The sequence below is a fragment of the uncultured Nitratireductor sp. genome, assembly GCF_913053745.1.
Taxonomy (GTDB): Bacteria; Pseudomonadota; Alphaproteobacteria; order Rhizobiales; family Rhizobiaceae; genus Nitratireductor.
Map to the genome: position 1 here is coordinate 22000 of NZ_CAJXGF010000009.1, position 17773 is coordinate 39772.

The following is a 17773-nucleotide window of genomic DNA, read 5'->3' on the forward strand; positions in this document are numbered from 1 at the left end:
GATGTGTTGCACCGGGAGAATCCGGAGACGACCTTGCGGGAGACGGGGGTGATCCGGCGCCGATTGCCGCAAGTGAACTCGATCCGTTCAGCCGCGCCCAAATTGGCTTTTCGCACAACAACGATCTCACGGGTATCCGTGCCTGTGCTCATAGACGAGTATTGCTGGCGCGTGCGGAGGAACGCGGGGAGGGAGAAGGACGGCTGATTGCGCTTCCAAGGTGGCTTGGACGTGAGTGCGAAGGATTTCGGGGAACCGGCGAAGCGCTTGGGCGTCGAGCTCGACCTTGCTCTCAGCTTTCGGTCGGCAGCGAAAACTCCGCTTCCAGGGCTTGGCGGTTCTGGATGCTAGCGAATTCGATTGCGACGCCGTCGTCGAAGAGGCGCACCACCTGGCCGCGCATCGTACCAAGATGTACCTGGGTGCCCCGTTCGGGCCTGACCTCGCTTTCGACGGCAGCGCCCGAAAGCGAAAGGTCGATGATGCGGCAGCGATATTCGCGTCCGTCTGGCAGGCGCAACATGCTGATAGGATTGCGCGGCGCGATGCGCTCGTGGCGGCGGTCTTCCGGCAGGTCCAGCTCATGCTTGTTGGCAAGCCATGTGAGCTGGGCGGCGAGCTTGTCGCGCTTGCGCTCCGAGGCCACCACCGTCATCGCAAATCCGTCTCTATTCACGCGGATGATTTCGCCCTCGATGCGACCGATGTGATCGAGATAGGCAATCACGCGCTCGCCCTGCCTGCCCGAACGCTGGGTAATCATGCACACATCGCCGGGCGACATATCGGTCACCCGGCAGGCATGCTCGCTACGATCCTCCAGCATGAAACGGCCGTATATCGACACTTTGACGCGCTGAAAGCTGCGCCGCTCATCATCTAGGGAGGACAGGTTTGTCGCCACTGACATGGTGGTATGCGCTCTTCGCTCTGGCGGTTCGGACTGCCCTGAAATGGCAGCGCAACCCTACGCCCAAGCGGTTAACAACCGGTAAGAGGCCCTCATGTGTCTCGACCGCCATCAAAGACCACAAGATGCCGGAAGCGCCGACCCTGTCCGGGCTCGATCAGACTGTTTGTGATCGAGCGTCGTTCCGGTACAAGCGGCGGAACCTCGACCGCTGGACGGTTTTTGAGAAGAAGCGGTTCTCGATCGGCGTCGATGAGGCGCAGCGAGGCTACCTCGCAGGCGGTAAGGGCCTCGATGCCCAGCCAGAAAGGTTTTTCGCACGCCAGAAGCGACCCCATGGCGCGTGGGCTTTCCATACCGCCTTCGAGAGGCAACAGCAGGAGCTCGAAGGATGCCGTGTCGCCCGACTTGTTTTTTCCGATGAAAGACAGGGCCACGACGGATTTCATGTCGAAGACGCTGCGCGCTAGCTTACCGACGACCGTCTGATCGCGGTCCGCCCAAAGCGAGGCGAAAGACAGCCCCTTCAATTCCTTTCCGAAAGTGGCACATAAGCGGGTGCCGGCAAGGCGGAACACGGCCTCGCCGCGCGCATCCTTTTCTAGGATGAACGTGTCTGCCAGCAGGGTTTTGATCTCTGCGGGCTCGACTTCCGTGCGTTTGGGGGCCGGACGGTTGCCGCGCAACCTGTTCCAATATTGGAACAACGTCACAGAACCATCGTGTTTCATGCCTCTTGGCTCCTTACCTTCGGCCCGGGCCTGTCCCATAGGCGGACAGGTACGGGCATTTTCAATAGCGACATGTGGATGGCTGCAGGATGCGTGCCAAAGCGGCCGCGGTTGTTCACGCGGCCGTTTCGTTAAGGTTAAAAAAGAGTTTCGTTTGCGCGGTTTGCGGGCCGCTGACACTGTTCGGGCACCAGCAAGACCGAATCATCGGGAAGACGGGCAGGGCCGAGTTTCAAAGAAGAAAAGAACCGGCAGGGGGGCTCGACAAAGCCGTTCAGGACGACCGTTACGGTTTCACCTGAGCGGCTTTTTTCTTTCGCACACGTCTGCTACGCAAAATCATGGAAAGAAATGAAGAGCGTGCGATTCCGACCGAGGAATCCGAAGGACCGCGGCGCGGCGGTGATCGCGGCCACGAGCCCGTATTCAATCTGGCGCCCGCGGTCACGCTTGTCGGCCTGATATGCATGGCTATCTACGCGGTCGAGGTTTTCTGGCTGGATCTGGATCAACAGCTCTGGCTGATGGTGCATTTTGCGTTCCTGCCCATCCGCTATACGGGCCAGTTCGCATTCGATCTCCCTGCGCTTTTCAGTCCCGTCACCTATTCCGTTCTGCATGGAAGCTGGGGCCATCTTCTCGTGAATATGATCTGGCTGGCGGCTTTCGGTTCACCCCTTGCCAATCGCATCGGCACCTTGCGTTTTCTGCTCTTCTGGATTGCCGGTGCTCTTGCGGCGGTGGCCTTTCATTTCATCCTGTACCCTTTTTCGGCGGTTCCTCTCGTGGGAGCTTCCGGTTCGATTTCTGCCATGATGGGCGCGGCCGCACGCTTTGCTTTCCAAGTGGACCGCAGCGCACCGAAACCGGCATTCACAGGGCCGGTTCTGCCGGTTTTGCTGGTGTTGCGATCCCGGACAGTCTTGACTTTTCTAAGCGTGTGGATGGTCGCCAACCTTGTGACAGGCGTTTTCAGCGGTACGGTAGCCAACGAGCCGCAAATCGCCTGGGAGGCGCATATAGGTGGCTTTCTGCTGGGCTTCTTTTGCGTTCAGGCGTTCGATCGGCGGCCTCGTCCAAAGGATCTCTGACGTCCGACAGCACCCGGAAAGACCGCCAATCCACCACTTGCAAAGCATTTGGGCTCGGCGCAACATTGGTGCGTTGCGAGGAGAAGGAGATTGCCATGACGGTGAAAGCCATTCTGGATGCCAAAGGGCGCAACGTGGTCACCATCGGTCCCGACAAAAAGTTGGCGGATGCGGCACAACTTTTGTCGGAACGCGGTATCGGCGCAATCGTCGTGACCGAGGCGGACGACCGCATAGCGGGCATTCTGTCGGAGCGCGACATCGTTCGCGTGATCGGCAGGGATGGTGCCGGCGCACTTGAACAGACCATCTCCAAGGTCATGACCTCCAAGGTGCAGCGCTGCCATGAGCAGAACACCATCAACGAGGTCATGCAGATTATGACCACCGGACGTTTTCGCCATCTACCTGTCGAGGAGAGTGGCAAGATCGCCGGTATCATCTCCATCGGCGACGTCGTGAAGAAGCGCATCGAGGAAGTCGAGCGCGAGGCGGAGGACATCCGCAGCTACATCGCCACAGCCTGAAGAAGAGGAGGTTGCCGACCGGCAGCCTCGCTCCATTTCAACGGTTGTCGCCTTGTGAGCGAACCAGTTGCAGACCGCGTCGTGTAATGCGGTATGGGCCGCCATTGCGCGATTGGATCGCGCGTTTGCGTTTGATTTTTCTGAATAGCGGCATGTCGAGGCCGGGGAAACACCAGCCGTCGCGTGTGACGCAGTTCAGTTCGAGAATTTGGCCGCGCTCGTCCTTTTCGATGTCGATGCGACCGCCCTGCGCCATTATATGCAGGATGCGCTGTTCTGCGCGTGAAATATCCATGTCTTGAAGTCCTGGAAGACCGATAGGAAAACCGCTGACCCGATGGCCAGCAAACATTTCCGCGTCGACATGCGACGACGCGGGGTTGAAGGTTTTCATGCCCCGATCCTGCGTTGGTTCAGGTTCGGGGCTTCACCGGGCCTCAAGGCTGTTGGACATAAAAACTCCGTTCGATGCCGCGTTTCATAAAGCAAACTGCGGCTGGAATAAAGCACTTGGCTTGCCACGCGGGTGGGTTTGGTCTAGCGAATGCGGCGATCCAATTTGAACCATCCGACTGCACGGCACCGTGAAACCATGACAATCATCGATACGCGCACGCCCGACCCCAAGCGTTTCATCTCCGGCGCGACCGGCGACTGGGAGATAATCGTCGGCATGGAGATCCATGCCCAGGTTACATCCCAAGCCAAACTCTTTTCCGGGGCCTCGACGTCTTTCGGTGCCGCCCCCAACGCGAATGTTTCTCTCGTTGATGCGGCCATGCCCGGCATGCTGCCGGTGATCAACGAGGAATGCGTCAAGCAGGCGATCCGCACAGGCCTGGGTCTGAAAGCGCAGATCAATTTGCGTTCGGTTTTCGATCGCAAGAACTATTTCTATCCGGATCTGCCACAGGGCTATCAGATCTCGCAGTTCAAGCAGCCGATTGTCGGTGAGGGGAAGGTAACAGTCTCCGTCGGTCCGGCAAAAGACGGCTCGTTTGAGGAGATCGAGGTCGGCATCGAGCGCCTGCATTTGGAGCAGGATGCTGGAAAATCGATGCACGACCAGCATCCCACCATGTCCTATGTCGATCTCAACCGTTCAGGCGTCGCATTGATGGAAATCGTTTCGAAGCCCGATATCCGGTCGGCGGACGAAGCCAAGGCATTCTTGACCAAGCTGCGCACGATCCTGCGCTATCTGGGCACTTGCGACGGCAATATGGATGAAGGTTCGATGCGCGCCGACGTGAACGTGTCCGTACGCCAGCCGGGTGGAGAATTCGGCACGCGCTGTGAGATCAAGAATGTAAACTCGGTTCGTTTTGTCGGTCAGGCCATCGAGTCGGAGGCGCGCCGCCAGATCGCCATTCTCGAGGACGGCGGCTCGATCGATCAGGAAACTCGCCTGTTCGATCCGGCGAAAGGAGAAACCCGGTCCATGCGCTCCAAAGAAGAGGCGCACGACTACCGTTATTTCCCCGACCCGGACCTGGTGCCGCTCGAATTCGATCAGGCCTTCGTGGATACGCTCGCCGCCGACCTTACCGAACTGCCGGATGATAAGAAGGTACGCTTCATAGAAGCTTTCGCACTGTCGGAGTACGATGCCTCGGTTCTGATAGCGGAAAAGGCAACGGCGGACTTCTTCGAGAAGGTGGCCGAAGGGCGCGATGGCAAGAGCGCCGCCAACTGGGTCATCAACGATCTTTTGGGTGCCTTGAACAAGGCTGGCCAGGAAATCGAGGATACAGCTGTAACGCCTGAACAACTCGGCGCGATAATCGACCTGATCAAGGATGGCACGATCTCCGGCAAGATCGCCAAGGATCTTTTCGAGATCGTGCTCAACGAGGGCGGCGATCCGCGCGTCATCGTCGATGAGCGTGGCATGAAGCAGGTGACCGACACCGGCGCCATTGAAAAGGCTGTCGATGAGGTGATCGCGGCCAATCCGGACAAGGTCGAGCAGGCAAAGGCGAAGCCGACGCTGGCCGGCTGGTTTGTCGGACAGGTGATGAAAGCGACGGGTGGCAAGGCCAATCCGCAGGCGGTGAACGCGCTGGTGAAGGAAAAGCTCGGTATCGATGCCTGACACAGGGACTTTCTTCCTACGCACGGCGAGCGAGCGGGACTTGCCTGCCTTGCGTACGCTTCTTGTGGAAACCTGGCACGACACATATGACGCGATCTATGGTCAGGCGCGGGTGAACGAGATCACCGATGTCTGGCATTCCCTGGCCGCGCTCGGCGCGCGCTTGAAACAGCCGCATTCGGAATTCGTTCTGGCCGACAATGGCCGGAGGATCGGCGGAATGGCATTTGCCGCAGCCGAGAACAAGGGCCAGGAGGTCAAACTTCGACAACTCTATGTGCATCCTGAATGCCAGGGAATAGGCATAGGCAAGGCGCTCTTTGCCGAGATCGCACAGTGTTTTCCGGAGGCGCGCTTCATTACGCTCGAGGTGGACGAAGCCAACAGCGCAGCGCGTGCCTTCTATGCGCGTTTGGGTTTCGAGCAAACCGGGCGAAGCGAGGACTGTGGCGAGGCAGGCTTTGATATTCCGGCTCTCGTCTATCGCCGGATGCTTTGATGACTTCGGATGAAGGCCTGCGGACCGGGGCGCCATTGATTCGAATCGCGCAACGGTATGACGTCGCAGCCATCGTCGCGCTCTTCGCGGCTGATGCCGACGGTGGACATGGAGACAGCACCGATCCAGAAGTGGCGGACGACTATCTTGCGGCATTCGAGCGCATATGCCTCAGCCCAAACGATACACTCTACGTTGTCGAGCTTAACGGCGTGGTCGCGGGAACCTTCCAGACGACGCTCATCCCCGGCATCACCGGGCGTGGTGGCGCCAGCTTTCAGATACAGGCCGTTCAGACCCGCGAGGACCTGCGTGGTATGGGGATAGGCGCTTTGATGATTTCCCATGCGATTAATCAGGCGAGGGCGGTGGATGCCCGCCTCGTTCAACTTATGTCGAATATGACACGCGAGGGCGCGCATCGTTTCTACGAACGGCTCGGATTCAAGAAATCCCATGCCGGTTTCAAGATGAGACTGAAATGAACCTGAAGCATTGGGCTGGGGGCCTTGCCTTCTGGCCAAGCGGACGCCATAACGCAGTTCACGAGCCATCTCTGACGATGATAGCGAGCGACTTGAGGACGCCATGAAGAAGTTCCTGCTTCAGTTTTTCACCTGGTGGAATGGCCAGACGCTGGGCACCCGCTTCCACACCTGGCGCAAGGGAACGCGCGTCGGCGAAGACGAGTTCGGCAACGTTTATTATGAAGGCGGCAAGGATTCGGAGGGGCGCACGCGTCGCTGGGTGATCTATAACGGCATTTCCGATGCATCGCTGGTGCCGTCCGGTTGGCATGGTTGGCTACATCACCGCGTCGACGTTGCGCCGGTCAACGAGAATTATACGCCGAGTGAATGGCAAAAACCGCATCAGCCGAACTTGACGGGGTCGCCGGCTGCGTATCGCCCGAAAGGGTCTATCGCGACGGCCGAGGACCGCCCGCGCGTGACCGGCGACTACGATGCGTGGACGCCTGGCGGCTGATGAAGTCGCTCGCTGTTCTCGCCACAATTGCGCATTAATCGTAAGCTTTGCCATGGGTTAGGCGATTCCGCCGGGCTCTCTCGGGTGACAAGCGAACAGAACGGGTGTCGAGCCAAATGAAATCAGGCCAGAAGAAAAACGCCGGTGTCGTTGGGCTCATTGCGGCATTCGGACTGGCTGTGCTGGTCGTCGGGCCGGTGCAGGCCGCGCGCATCAAGCATCCGGTGGCCGAGTTCACCGGCATCGACAAGATCACCGGCCGGATCATCTCTTTCGATGTCTATATGGATGAAACTGTGCAGTTCGGTGCGCTCCAGGTCACGCCGCGTGTCTGCTACACGTCGGAAGAGACCGAAGAGCCGCGCACCGACGCGTTCGTCGAAGTGGACGAGATCACGCTCGATCGGGAGATTCGCCGTATCTTCACTGGCTGGATGCTCGCTGAAAGTCCGGGTCTCAACGCTGTCGAGCACGCGGTCTACGATGTGTGGCTGAAGGCCTGCAAGGAAGAGACCGAAGTTCCCCCGCCGGAGACCAACTGACGATCCGTTTCAGGAACTGAAGCGTGCTTCGCCGCTTTGCAGCGCCTCCTGCAAAAGCTGCTCATAACGGCTTCGCGGGACGTCGATTGCGCCAAACTGTTTCAGATGCGGTGTCGTGAATTGCGTGTCGAGGAGGGTAAAGCCCCGCGCGCGCAGGCGTTCGACGAGATGCACGAGGCAGACTTTCGAGGCATCGGTGCGGCGTGAGAACATGCTCTCGCCGAAAAAGGCACGGCCCAGCGTGACGCCGTAGAGCCCACCGACAAGGCCTTCCTCCGTCCATGCCTCCACGGTGTGGCAATGCCCATTCTCGAACAGAACGCCATAGGCTTCGCGGATCGGTGCGTTGATCCAGGTTTCGTCGCTGTCGCGGCGGGCTTCGGCGCAGCCTTCGATGACGCCATCGAAATCCGTGTCGAAGGCGATGCGGAAGCGAGAGCGGCGCAAAGCCTTGGCGAGGCTCTTTGGGATGTGAAATGCGTTGAGGGGAATGACACCGCGCATTTCCGGCCGCACCCAAAACACCTCCGGATCGTCGGCGCGCTCGGCCATCGGGAAAACCCCGGTGGCGTAGGCGCGCAAGAGAAGATCCGGAGGGATCTGAAAACCAGGTGCAAAAGGTCGTGCCATCGTGCCCAACCGGCGAGGTTGCCGGAAAATCACATGGGTGCCGAGCCTCAGCTCGTTCTCGCCAGGTAATTCTCCAGCCAGTGAATGTCGTAATCGCCATTGGCGATGTCCGGATTGCCGACAAGATCCTGGAACAGTGGCAGCGTGGTCTTGATACCGTCCACGACGAACTCGTCCAGGGCACGGCGCAGGCGCATCATGCATTCCACGCGATTGCGGCCGTGCACGATCAGCTTGCCGATCAGGCTGTCGTAATAGGGTGGAATGCGATAGCCCGAGTAGACACCGGAATCGACACGAATGCCGAGACCGCCGGGCGTGTGGAAATGCGAGATCGTACCGGGAGACGGAGTAAACGTCCGCGGGTCTTCCGCATTGATGCGGCACTCGATGGCATGGCCCTCGAAGCGCACCTCGTCCTGTGTGCAGGAAAGACCGCCGCCCGAGGCGACGCGGATCTGTTCGTGCACCAGGTCAATTCCGGTGATGGCCTCCGTAACCGGATGCTCCACCTGCAAGCGCGTATTCATCTCGATGAAGTAGAACTCACCGTTCTCGTAGAGAAACTCGATCGTGCCGGCGCCGGAATAGCCGAGATCGGCGATGGCCTTGGAGACGATCTCGCCGATGCGGTTGCGCTGTTCGACATTGAGGGCGGGTGAATTCGCCTCTTCCCAAACCTTCTGGTGACGGCGCTGCAGCGAGCAATCGCGTTCGCCAAGATGGATCGCCTTGCCGGCACCGTCGCCCATCACCTGAACCTCGATGTGGCGCGGTTTTGCCAGATACTTCTCGATATAGACGGCGTCGTCGCCGAAGGCTGCTCCGGCCTCCGAGCGGGCGGTGGAGAGCGCCTCGGCGAGATCCGCTTCGGTGCGCGCGACCTTCATGCCGCGGCCGCCGCCGCCGGCCGACGCCTTGATGAGCACCGGATAGCCGATTTCGGCGGCGATGCGCTTGGCTTCGGCATCATCCGTCACCGCTCCATCGGAACCGGGAACGACTGGAATGCCGAGCTCTTTCACCGTCTTCTTGGCGGTGATCTTGTCGCCCATGATGCGAATGTGTTCGGCCGAAGGGCCGATGAAGGTGAGGTTATGTGCGGCCAGAATCTCGGAGAATTTGGCGTTCTCCGATAGGAAACCATAGCCCGGGTGCACGGCGTCGGCGCCGGTGATCTCGCAGGCGGCCAATATCTGATGGATGTTCAGATAACTGTCGCGCGAGGGCGGCGGCCCAATACACACGCTTTCGTCGGCGAGCCGCACATGCATCGCATCCGCGTCCGCCGTGGAATGCACGGCCACGGTCTGGATGCCGAGCTCTTTGGCGGCGCGCAGCACGCGCAGCGCGATTTCGCCGCGATTGGCGATGAGAATCTTGTGAAACATGCGCGCCTGCCCCGGACTATTCGATGACAACCAGCGGCTCCCCAAACTCGACCGGCTGCGCATCCTCGAACAGGATCGCCGTCACCGTGCCGGAGCGGGGGGCAGGAATCTGGTTCATGGTCTTCATTGCTTCGATGATGAGAAGCGTCTGGCCTTCCTTGACCGACTGGCCGATCTCGATGAACGCACTCGCGCCGGGCGCGGGCGCCTTGTAGGCCGTGCCGACCATGGGAGAGGGAACGGCGTTCTTGGAATCCGCCGGGTTGGCTGCTGCCGATTCTTCTTTCGCGGCTGCGGGAGCTGGTGCCGCAGGGGCGGGCGCCGGAGCAGGAGCGGCGTAAGTCTGCACAGCGGCCGCGCCCTGTTTTGCGACCCGGATTCGCAGATCGTCCTGCTCGACTTCGATTTCCGTCAGATTGGTGTCGTTCAAGATCGTTGCAAGCTCGCGAATGAGTTGCTGATCGACCCCCGTCTTCTTTGTCGACATATTCTTTGTCCTGCTTTGTTCTCAACCGGGCCGGTTTGCGGCCAACGCGTCTAGCGCGAGTACATAACCGATTGTGCCCAAACCGCAAATCATGCCTTTCGCAGCAGGGGCTATCATCGAAACGTGGCGGAATGTTTCGCGCGCGTGAATGTTGGAAATATGCACCTCGATGACCGGCAACGGACTCACGGCACGGATTGCATCGTGCAAGGCGATCGAGGTGTGCCCGTAGGCACCGGGATTGATGACGATGCCGGCAGCGCCGTCACCGGCTTCGTGAATCCAGTCGACGAGGTCGCCTTCGTGGTTGGATTGGCGAAATTCGATATCCATTCCCAGTACTGAAGCTTTTTCCCGGCAGGCCGCTTCGATCCGTTCAAGGGTCTCGCCGCCGTAAATGCCGGGCTCCCGCCTGCCGAGCGCATTCAGGTTGGGTCCGTTCAGAATGAAGACTGTTTTCGCCATAAACTCGCCCCATGACCCTTTGCAGCACGCTGATACGCTCCTCTATAGAGGGCTTAGACCGTGCCGCAAAGATGGCAAGGGGCTTCTTTATCTGTCCACAGAGCGCTTGACGCTCCAATCAGTTGTCTTGTGTGCGTGCCTGGTCGATCTTCTCGGCCAGAACGTCTTTGCCCAGCGCGCCGAACACAACTTCCTCGCCGATCACATAGGCGGGCGTCCCGGTGACGGCAAGCTGATTCGCCAGATCATAGGTTTCGGCGAAGACCTTCTGAATTTCCGGATTTTCCATTTCCTTGCGCAGTGTGGATTCATCGATGCCTGCCTCGGTCGCGATTTTCATGGCAAGCTCACCGTTGGCACGCGTGTCGGCACCGAGAAGTTTCTGATGGAAATCGGCATATTTGTCTGGCGCGATGGCATGAACCGCCATGGAAACGACGTGGGCTTCGCGCGATTCAGCGGAGAGAATGGGGAACTCCTTGAGGACGAACCGGACATCGTCGTTCTCCTCGATCAGCGCCTGCATATCGTCCATGGCGCGTTTGCAGTAACCGCAATTGTAGTCGAAGAACTCGACCACCGTAACTGCCGCGTCGGGATTGCCGACCACACCGTCATACGGGCTGTTGAAAATCTGCTCTTTCTTATCCTTCATGACCGTCTGTTGCGCCAGTTTCTGCTCTTCGCGCTGCTTGCTTTCCAGCGCTTCCTGGACCTCGAGCAGAATCTCGGGATTGTTGAGCAGGTAGTCGCGCACGATCTGCTCGACCTCCGTCTTGCCGAGCGGGGTGGTGGCTTCGGCCTGCGCCGCGGCGCCGTGGACCGTCACCGGTACAAGCAGAGCGACCGTTGTCGCCAAGGTGCGGATCTTTCTGGAGAAGGTCATATCACGTTCCGATTTTATCTGATTGGTGGACGAGTGCGATCGTGAGTGCCAATGCGGAGACCAAAGGTTCACGCTAACCCGGCTTCTTGTACTGAATGATATCCTGAGCACGCAGCCAGCCTGGCGTTCCACGCTTCAGGCGCTTTTGTGCCCTGGTGGCGAAAATCTTCGCATCCTGATACTTGCCAAGGTGAAAATAGCCTTCAGCGGTCGCCAGGTCCGCTGCCGCGACATCGCCAAGTTGGCCATATGCTTGGGCAAGGTAGCGATAGCCGTTGGCAAATTCGGGCTCCCGGGAAAGCCCAGTCTGCAATTCCGACGCTGCCTTCCTGATCAGGTTTGGCTTACCGGTCGCGAGAAGAGCTTGCCCGTACCCCACCTGCAGCAGGCCGGGTGTGCCCGGTGCCAGAGACAGGGCCTTGGCATAGGCATTGGCAGCCTCTTCGGCACGATTGCCCTTTATCAGTATGTCGCCGCGCAACTCCTGCAAGTAGGGATTGCGCGGCAATTGGGAGACGAGCACGTCGACCTTTTGCAGAGCCGTGCGTGGGTTGCCCTTCAGATAGGTAGAGATCGCATCGCCGTAGCGCGCTGGAATGCCGCGCGGATCATCGCGAAAGAGGCGCTGTACGGCCTGACCACCTTGCATATAAGCCGCGATCTTGGCCCGCATCATATCGTGACGCAATTGCAGTTGCGGAGGATCCTGGCGTTCGAAATAGGGGCTGTTGCGGGCGAGTTCCTCTAGGTTTGCGATGCGTTCCCGTGGCATCGGATGGCTGATCTGGTAGGGATCGACATTCACCCCGGCAAGTGCCATGCCTCCGGCCAGGCGCTCGAACGTCTTCAGCATGCCGTTGGCCGACTGTCCGGTGCTGTTCAGATAGTCGATTGCTGTGCGGTCTGCCGTGGCTTCCTCGGAACGCTGATAGCCAAGAAGGCTACGGCGTGCCATTTCGGCACCGCCAGCAGCCATGCCGACGCCGGCCGTCGCTAGGCCGCGCGAATCGGATGCTGCCCCGGCAACGCCCGCACCGATACCGATCAGGGCGGAGACGATAGCCATCGTCTGGGCGCGCTTTAGCTGCTGGCGCAAACGCTCCTGGTGCCCGCCGGCAATATGGCCGGCTTCGTGGGCGATGACACCGATCACTTCGTTCGGAGTATCGGCGTCTGTCAGCGCGCCTGTGTGGATGAAAATTCGGCGTCCGTCGACGAACGCATTGAAACTGCGATCGTTGACCAAAACGATGTCGATTCCTGACCGGGAAAGACCCGCCGCTTTCAGGATCGGCCGCGCATATTCCGAGATCAGTGCCTCGATTTCCGCGTCGCGAACAACGGTGACTCTGGATTGAGCCAACGCTGCAGGGGCTGAAACGGCGTTGAGATAAGCCGCAAGCAGGAAGAGCGAAATGGTTCGCGTGACAGTCGTGTAAACCATGGTGTTTCTCTCAAGCATTGCGGAAGTGGTAGACGAGCATGAGGGCAATGGAAAGGCAGAAACGCCTGCGATCATAGAGTTTTGATCATCTGCAAGTATGCCTCTAGAATGCAAGAAGTCGGCGCTCAGCGCCGGCTTCTCGTTATTCATGAAGGCTCTTGCGGGTGGCTAAAAAAAGCTTTTCCGCTGCCACCACCCGGTCTTACGGGGTCTGTCTTTCTCGGCCGGTTCGGACGAAGAGACCACCGGCTCGGTCGCTGCGACGGCTTCCTCCTTGGCGGCGGCTTTCTTTTCGTCCGGCTTGGCTTTGGTCGCGCTGCGACGCGCTGATGCCCGACGCTTCTTGGGAGCCGGCGTCTCAACCTCCGAAAGGGTATCGTTCTCAGCAGGCGTTTCTTCGGACGGTTTTTCGCCCGATGGTGGGTTTGCTCCGTTCGTTGCATCGGCCTGTTTGCTATCGTCCGCAGCCGCAGCGGCCGTCTTGCGGGTACGTCGGCGTGGTTTCTTGGCCGGTTTCTCATCCTGGGGCGTCATCTGGACTTCGTCCGTGGCCCCGGTCTGAGGTGCATCCTGCGTTGCGGCTTCAGCCTCGACCTTATCGTCCGTATCCGCCCGTTCGGCCGCCGCCAGTACCGGATCTCCTTCGCCGTTGATGGTTCCGGAGGGATCGGCCTGTTCTTCCTGCGCCTGATTGTCGCGACGATTCTTGCGACCGCCTCGCTTGCCCCGATGACGCTTTTTGCGCTCGCCATCGCCGCTTTCAGCAGCCGACGTATCGGCTGTGTCTTCGGAGGTGGCTGCCGCTTCGTCATCTGCATTGGCCGCGACATTTGTGTCGCTTGCAGGGCCTTGTTCGGCGTTCTCGTTCTGGTTCTGCTCGGCTGTCGCTTCGCTCGCATTGTTGCGGTTGCGTCCACCCCGGCGCTTGCGCTTGCGCCGGCGTTTGCGCGGCTCGCCATCCTCGCTGCTGGCAACTTCCGGCGTTGGAGCTGCGGGCTCGGCAGGCTCGGCGGCAAGCGCCTGAGCCGTGGGGGCGGGCTGCTCCATACCGGATTTGTCGGCAAGTTGCTGCTTGGCGATGGCGAAATGCTGAGCGCCCACATCGTCGTCGGCTTCCACCATGATGTTCACGCCGAAGCGGGTTTCCATCTCGACCAGGTTGGAACGTTTGTAATTTAGAAGGTAGAGCGCGGTTGGGGCAGGGGTGCGCACTGCGATGTCATTGCGCGAATCCTTGAGGAGATACTCTTCGATCGAGCGCACCACAAAGAGCGCCACCGAAGAATCGGAGCGGATGTGGCCGGTTCCACCGCAATGGGGGCAGGGCTGCATTGTGCTTTCCAGCACGCTTGCCCGAATGCGTTGACGCGACATTTCCAGAAGGCCGAAATGCGAAATGCGGCCCACCTGGATGCGTGCGCGATCATTCTTCAGGCACTCCTTGAGACGCTTTTCGACCGCACGGTTGTTCCGGTTCTCCTCCATATCGATGAAGTCGATGACGATCAGGCCCGCGAGATCGCGCAGGCGCAACTGACGTGCGACTTCTTCCGCCGCTTCCAGATTGGTCTGGAGCGCCGTATCCTCGATGGAGTGTTCCTTGGTTGAGCGCCCGGAGTTGACGTCAATGGCAACCAGCGCCTCGGTCTGGTTGATGATTATATAGCCGCCGGATTTCAACGTGACCTGCGGCTGTAGCATTCGATCGAGCTGGGCTTCGATGCCGTTGCCGGCAAAGATCGGCGTGACATCGCGATATGGCTGTACGGCCTTGGCATGACTCGGCATGAGCATGCGCATGAAGTCTTTGGCCTCGCGATAACCTTCCTCGCCGGCCACAAGGACTTCACCGATATCCTTATTGTAGAGATCGCGCACCGACCGCTTGATGAGGCTGCCTTCTTCGTAGACGAGAGCGGGAGCGGTCGATTCGAGCGTCAGGCTGCGCACCTTTTCCCAAAGGCGCATCAGATAATCGTAGTCACGCTTGATTTCGGCTTTGGTACGGTTGGCGCCGGCAGTGCGCAAAATGACGCCCATGCCTTGTGGCACGTCGAGCTGCTTGACGACATCTTTCAGACGCTTGCGATCCTGAACATTGGTGATCTTGCGCGAAATGCCGCCACCGCGCGCCGTGTTCGGCATCAGAACCGAATAGCGCCCGGCGAGCGAAAGGTAGGTCGTGAGTGCGGCACCCTTGTTGCCGCGCTCTTCCTTGACGACCTGCACAAGCAGGATCTGGCGGCGCTTGATGACTTCCTGAATCTTGTAGTTCTTGCGTGCCGCACGGCGTGAAGGCTGCGCTTCCTCAAGCGCATCGTCGGCACCGACGGTGTCCACATTGTCGTCTTCGCCATCGCCGTTGCTGTCGTCGTCGGAGCGGCTGCGGCGGGAACGCTTGCCGCGCGGCTCTTCCGAAACAACATCGCCGGCGGCATCCGCCGCCATGGCGGCCGATTTCTCATCGTCCTCGGTGTCGGCGGAATCGTCCCCGGGCTGTTCCTCGCCGTTGTTGTCATCAGCGGCGGCATCGTCGTGTTTCGCTGTCTTTTTCTTGGTGCTGGCGCGCCGGCGTTTGCGATTCCCCTTCTGGGCCTGGCGCTGCTCGACTTCGTCTTCGTCGTCATCGGCCTTCGCTTCCGCAGCCTCGGCTTCGAGAAGTGCCTGACGATCCGCGACCGGAATTTGATAGTAGTCCGGGTGAATTTCACTAAAAGCGAGAAAACCATGTCTGTTTCCGCCATATTCGACAAAGGCGGCCTGGAGAGACGGTTCCACGCGCGTTACGCGCGCCAGATAGATGTTTCCTCGAAGTTGCTTCTTATCTTGGGATTCGAAATCGAATTCTTCGATGCGATTACCGCGAAGGACGACAACCCTTGTTTCCTCCGGATGGGAGGCGTCTATTAGCATTTTGTTCGGCATAAATTCTTGTCTCCCCGGCAGAGATCGATTGTCGGGCCGAGCTCTGCGGGTGTCGCCGCAAGCCATAGTAACAATCGGTGCCGGATAATTTGAGGCTCGCCGGCGTTGAGGGCTGCGCGAAATTGGGCCGGACCACCGTTTGAGCGGTGTGTTTTAATCCGGATCTATTTCCCATCGCGCCTGAAGCCATTCCATCGCCTGGCAGAACCGTTTCAACCAAGGCCCGGTTTTGACGGGCCAGCTTTTGCTCACACAGAGCCGGCGCGGACGTTTCTTAAGGTCCGGCCGTTTCCTGAAGCCAGAGCCTCCATCGTGGGGAGGGCTCTGGAAAAATTCCTCTGAATCACCGCTCGTTCCGGTTTGCGGCGGCGGAAAAGGTTTGCCCCGTTGCTCATCGCCGTTTGTCAGCAGGGACTCAAACCAAGGACGCTTATCGCGATGATTCAAAGATGCTTTTATGATTTGACAGTTGTATTGGCAACCCTGATTTCCATTTGCCGGGTGGAAGGGCATGCATCAAAGAACAGGTTGCTTATTTGCCCACCGGGCTCGAAAAGCGCATAAAAAAGGACTGTTTCCGGGCGATTCGTAAGAAAAATAGCCATCTTTGTTCGTACGGATTGTCGTTGACCCGAAGGAATTTCGCATAACGCAGCGGAGAGAGGCGGTTTTGCACAGACCAGCGCTTTTGTTGACGGTTGTTCTCGCCGTGGCTGTTCTTGTTCTCAACAACGCCTTTGGCGCGGTGCCCGCGCTAAAGGCGCACGACTACAAGATGGCGGGAGACGCCCAGTACACGCGGGTCGTCATCCATTTCGACCGCAAGCCCGATTTTCGCTGGTTCTTGTTACGCGATCCCAGTCGCTTGGTGATTGACCTTCCTTCGACCGAGTTTTCCTTCGATCCTCTGGAATTGCGGCCACGTGGACTGATCGCCGCCGTGCAATATGGCGCAGTCGATGCGCAACGGGCGCGAATACTATTCAAGGCCGAGGGGCCGTTTGCCGTCGAGCAGGTGGACGTGATGAAGAACGAAACCTCCGAAGGTTTTCGTCTCATCATCGAGTTGCGTGCCAGTTCAAGCGAAGCGTTCGATACAGCGCTGCGTGCGAGCATCATGAAGCCCAGTGCCGAAGGTGGACGTCCTGAAACGGTCAAACCGATGAACGACCGCTTCACGATTGCGCTCGACGCCGGCCATGGCGGCGCGGATGGTGGCGCGCGTGGCGTCAACGGCACTGTCGAAAAGCAGATTACGCTCCTGTTTTCGCTCGAACTGGCCAAGAAAATCGAGGAAACCGGGCGTTATAGGGTCGTTTTGACCCGCGACGACGATCGTTTCCTGCGACTCGACGAACGTGTCCGCATTGCCCGCGAGAAAGGAGCGGACCTCTTCGTCTCTGTGCACGCCGATGCGATCGCCGTTCGCGGCGTGCGCGGCGCGACCGTCTATACAGTTTCCGACAAGGCTTCCGATGCCGAGGCGGCGGCCACTGCCGCGCGCGAAAACCTGTCCGACGAGATCGCTGGAAAGGTCGCCGAAGAGGAGCAGAACGAGGTCGAGGACATACTCGTCGATCTTATTCGACGCGAAACCCATGCGTTCTCCATTCGCTTTGCACGTACGCTGATCGGGAAGTTGTCCGATTCCATTCAATTGGTGAAGAACCCGCATCGCTATGCGGGTTTCCGTGTCTTGCGAGCGCCAGACATACCCTCGGTGCTTCTGGAACTCGGCTATCTTTCGAATCCGAAAGACGAGGCGCAGCTCCGCGATCCGCAATGGCGCGCGACCACCATGGAGGCAATCATCGACGCCATCGGTTATTTCGCAAAGGCGAACGGCGCAGCGGGGGGATGATGACGATTTGTTGCAAGTCTGCAACGCTGGCATGGATTAATGTCGTTCGTTTCGGGTTCGCCTTAATCGCCGCATTTTGCCCACAAGGCTGAGGCAATAGGGGCAAGCGTATGATTTTCCGGGCAACCTGGCTGTAGCGGGCGGAATATCATGAGAAAAAGTGGTACGATAGAATCGCTTACAACGAAGATGGGCGGACTGCGTTGCGGTTGCGATGCACGTTCTTCGTCGTTCCTCTTCGTGATGCGGACAGAATCTTGAAAGGCTGCTCCGTGCAGTCTGTGCTCTTGCATGGATAGGCT

General features: G+C 59.1%; 18 protein-coding genes. 8 read left to right on the top strand and 10 right to left on the bottom strand.

Annotated elements, in window-relative coordinates:
* Window positions 1–292: 292 nt before the first annotated feature.
* Both QZ638_RS02890 and QZ638_RS02895 read right to left on the bottom strand, forming a co-directional pair.
* Complete coding sequence (locus QZ638_RS02890) at window positions 293–910, bottom strand: PilZ domain-containing protein (protein WP_295806628.1); 618 nt, start codon at window positions 908–910, stop codon at window positions 293–295.
* A 92-nt stretch (window positions 911–1002) separates the two neighbouring features.
* Complete coding sequence (locus QZ638_RS02895; RefSeq protein WP_295806630.1) at window positions 1003–1641, bottom strand: PAS domain-containing protein; 639 nt, start codon at window positions 1639–1641, stop codon at window positions 1003–1005.
* Between the two features lie 341 nt (window positions 1642–1982).
* On the opposite strand from QZ638_RS02895, the gene QZ638_RS02900 reads away from it, so the two are divergent.
* Window positions 1983–2732 (top strand): rhomboid family intramembrane serine protease, encoded by a 750-nt coding sequence (locus QZ638_RS02900; protein ID WP_295806632.1) that lies wholly within the window; start codon window positions 1983–1985, stop codon window positions 2730–2732.
* Between the two features lie 95 nt (window positions 2733–2827).
* Window positions 2828–3259 carry a CBS domain-containing protein gene (locus QZ638_RS02905; protein WP_295806636.1) on the top strand — a complete coding sequence of 144 codons (432 nt, stop codon included), beginning with the start codon at window positions 2828–2830 and terminating at the stop codon, window positions 3257–3259.
* A 37-nt stretch (window positions 3260–3296) separates the two neighbouring features.
* Here QZ638_RS02905 and QZ638_RS02910 read toward each other — a convergent pair whose 3' ends face one another.
* Window positions 3297–3554, bottom strand: coding sequence for a YjhX family toxin (locus QZ638_RS02910; RefSeq protein ID WP_295806639.1), 258 nt, complete (start codon window positions 3552–3554; stop codon window positions 3297–3299).
* Window positions 3555–3851: 297 nt separating this feature from the next.
* On the opposite strand from QZ638_RS02910, the gene gatB reads away from it, so the two are divergent.
* The 5 genes from gatB (at window position 3852) to QZ638_RS02935 (ending at window position 7382) form a co-directional block, all read left to right on the top strand.
* Window positions 3852–5354, top strand: a complete 1503-nt coding sequence (gene gatB, locus QZ638_RS02915) for an Asp-tRNA(Asn)/Glu-tRNA(Gln) amidotransferase subunit GatB (RefSeq protein ID WP_295806642.1) — start codon at window positions 3852–3854, stop codon at window positions 5352–5354.
* A complete protein-coding gene (locus QZ638_RS02920; RefSeq protein WP_295806644.1) occupies window positions 5347–5853 on the top strand; it encodes a GNAT family N-acetyltransferase in 507 nt (168 codons plus the stop codon). The genes gatB and QZ638_RS02920 overlap by 8 nt, the downstream gene beginning before the upstream one ends.
* Window positions 5853–6338 (top strand): GNAT family N-acetyltransferase, encoded by a 486-nt coding sequence (locus tag QZ638_RS02925; RefSeq protein ID WP_295806647.1) that lies wholly within the window; start codon window positions 5853–5855, stop codon window positions 6336–6338. The genes QZ638_RS02920 and QZ638_RS02925 overlap by 1 nt, the downstream gene beginning before the upstream one ends.
* Before the next feature lie 103 nt (window positions 6339–6441).
* The gene (locus tag QZ638_RS02930) at window positions 6442–6840 is read left to right on the top strand and encodes an NADH:ubiquinone oxidoreductase subunit NDUFA12 (protein WP_295806648.1); all 399 of its coding nucleotides are present in this window, start codon (window positions 6442–6444) and stop codon (window positions 6838–6840) included.
* 116 nt (window positions 6841–6956) lie between these two features.
* Complete coding sequence (locus tag QZ638_RS02935) at window positions 6957–7382, top strand: DUF2155 domain-containing protein (RefSeq protein WP_295806651.1); 426 nt, start codon at window positions 6957–6959, stop codon at window positions 7380–7382.
* A 9-nt stretch (window positions 7383–7391) separates the two neighbouring features.
* Here QZ638_RS02935 and aat read toward each other — a convergent pair whose 3' ends face one another.
* The 7 genes from aat to QZ638_RS02970 all read right to left on the bottom strand — a co-directional run bounded on the left by aat (window position 7392) and on the right by QZ638_RS02970 (window position 15610).
* A complete protein-coding gene (gene aat / locus QZ638_RS02940) occupies window positions 7392–8012 on the bottom strand; it encodes a leucyl/phenylalanyl-tRNA--protein transferase (RefSeq protein WP_295806654.1) in 621 nt (206 codons plus the stop codon).
* A 47-nt stretch (window positions 8013–8059) separates the two neighbouring features.
* Window positions 8060–9403 carry an acetyl-CoA carboxylase biotin carboxylase subunit gene (gene accC / locus QZ638_RS02945; RefSeq protein ID WP_295806655.1) on the bottom strand — a complete coding sequence of 448 codons (1344 nt, stop codon included), beginning with the start codon at window positions 9401–9403 and terminating at the stop codon, window positions 8060–8062.
* A gap of 16 nt (window positions 9404–9419) precedes the next feature.
* A complete protein-coding gene (accB, locus tag QZ638_RS02950; RefSeq protein ID WP_295806657.1) occupies window positions 9420–9890 on the bottom strand; it encodes an acetyl-CoA carboxylase biotin carboxyl carrier protein in 471 nt (156 codons plus the stop codon).
* 21 nt (window positions 9891–9911) lie between these two features.
* Complete coding sequence (gene aroQ / locus QZ638_RS02955) at window positions 9912–10355, bottom strand: type II 3-dehydroquinate dehydratase (RefSeq protein WP_295806659.1); 444 nt, start codon at window positions 10353–10355, stop codon at window positions 9912–9914.
* 118 nt (window positions 10356–10473) lie between these two features.
* On the bottom strand, window positions 10474–11241 hold the full coding sequence (locus tag QZ638_RS02960) for a DsbA family protein (RefSeq protein ID WP_295806662.1): 768 nt from the start codon (window positions 11239–11241) through the stop codon (window positions 10474–10476).
* A gap of 73 nt (window positions 11242–11314) precedes the next feature.
* The gene (locus QZ638_RS02965; RefSeq protein ID WP_295806664.1) at window positions 11315–12685 is read right to left on the bottom strand and encodes a M48 family metalloprotease; all 1371 of its coding nucleotides are present in this window, start codon (window positions 12683–12685) and stop codon (window positions 11315–11317) included.
* A 168-nt stretch (window positions 12686–12853) separates the two neighbouring features.
* Entirely contained in the window at window positions 12854–15610 is a 2757-nt protein-coding gene (locus tag QZ638_RS02970; protein WP_295806667.1) for a ribonuclease E/G, read from the bottom strand.
* A 670-nt stretch (window positions 15611–16280) separates the two neighbouring features.
* Between QZ638_RS02970 and QZ638_RS02975 the strand changes: the two genes are divergently transcribed.
* On the top strand, window positions 16281–17471 hold the full coding sequence (locus QZ638_RS02975) for an N-acetylmuramoyl-L-alanine amidase (RefSeq protein WP_295806670.1): 1191 nt from the start codon (window positions 16281–16283) through the stop codon (window positions 17469–17471).
* The last annotated feature ends 302 nt before the right edge of the window (window positions 17472–17773 follow it).

Excerpts from the sequence above, each read along its gene's own strand:
- QZ638_RS02890 (WP_295806628.1), bottom strand. The coding sequence starts at position 910 with ATGTCAGTGGCGACAAACCTGTCCTCCCTAGATGATGAGCGGCGCAGC.
- QZ638_RS02895 (WP_295806630.1), bottom strand. The coding sequence starts at position 1,641 with ATGAAACACGATGGTTCTGTGACGTTGTTCCAATATTGGAACAGGTTG.
- QZ638_RS02900 (WP_295806632.1), top strand. The coding sequence starts at position 1,983 with ATGGAAAGAAATGAAGAGCGTGCGATTCCGACCGAGGAATCCGAAGGA.
- QZ638_RS02905 (WP_295806636.1), top strand. The coding sequence starts at position 2,828 with ATGACGGTGAAAGCCATTCTGGATGCCAAAGGGCGCAACGTGGTCACC.
- QZ638_RS02910 (WP_295806639.1), bottom strand. The coding sequence starts at position 3,554 with ATGGATATTTCACGCGCAGAACAGCGCATCCTGCATATAATGGCGCAG.
- gatB (WP_295806642.1), top strand. The coding sequence starts at position 3,852 with ATGACAATCATCGATACGCGCACGCCCGACCCCAAGCGTTTCATCTCC.
- QZ638_RS02920 (WP_295806644.1), top strand. The coding sequence starts at position 5,347 with ATGCCTGACACAGGGACTTTCTTCCTACGCACGGCGAGCGAGCGGGAC.
- QZ638_RS02925 (WP_295806647.1), top strand. The coding sequence starts at position 5,853 with ATGACTTCGGATGAAGGCCTGCGGACCGGGGCGCCATTGATTCGAATC.
- QZ638_RS02930 (WP_295806648.1), top strand. The coding sequence starts at position 6,442 with ATGAAGAAGTTCCTGCTTCAGTTTTTCACCTGGTGGAATGGCCAGACG.
- QZ638_RS02935 (WP_295806651.1), top strand. The coding sequence starts at position 6,957 with ATGAAATCAGGCCAGAAGAAAAACGCCGGTGTCGTTGGGCTCATTGCG.
- aat (WP_295806654.1), bottom strand. The coding sequence starts at position 8,012 with ATGGCACGACCTTTTGCACCTGGTTTTCAGATCCCTCCGGATCTTCTC.
- accC (WP_295806655.1), bottom strand. The coding sequence starts at position 9,403 with ATGTTTCACAAGATTCTCATCGCCAATCGCGGCGAAATCGCGCTGCGC.
- accB (WP_295806657.1), bottom strand. The coding sequence starts at position 9,890 with ATGTCGACAAAGAAGACGGGGGTCGATCAGCAACTCATTCGCGAGCTT.
- aroQ (WP_295806659.1), bottom strand. The coding sequence starts at position 10,355 with ATGGCGAAAACAGTCTTCATTCTGAACGGACCCAACCTGAATGCGCTC.
- QZ638_RS02960 (WP_295806662.1), bottom strand. The coding sequence starts at position 11,241 with ATGACCTTCTCCAGAAAGATCCGCACCTTGGCGACAACGGTCGCTCTG.
- QZ638_RS02965 (WP_295806664.1), bottom strand. The coding sequence starts at position 12,685 with ATGGTTTACACGACTGTCACGCGAACCATTTCGCTCTTCCTGCTTGCG.
- QZ638_RS02970 (WP_295806667.1), bottom strand. The coding sequence starts at position 15,610 with ATGCCGAACAAAATGCTAATAGACGCCTCCCATCCGGAGGAAACAAGG.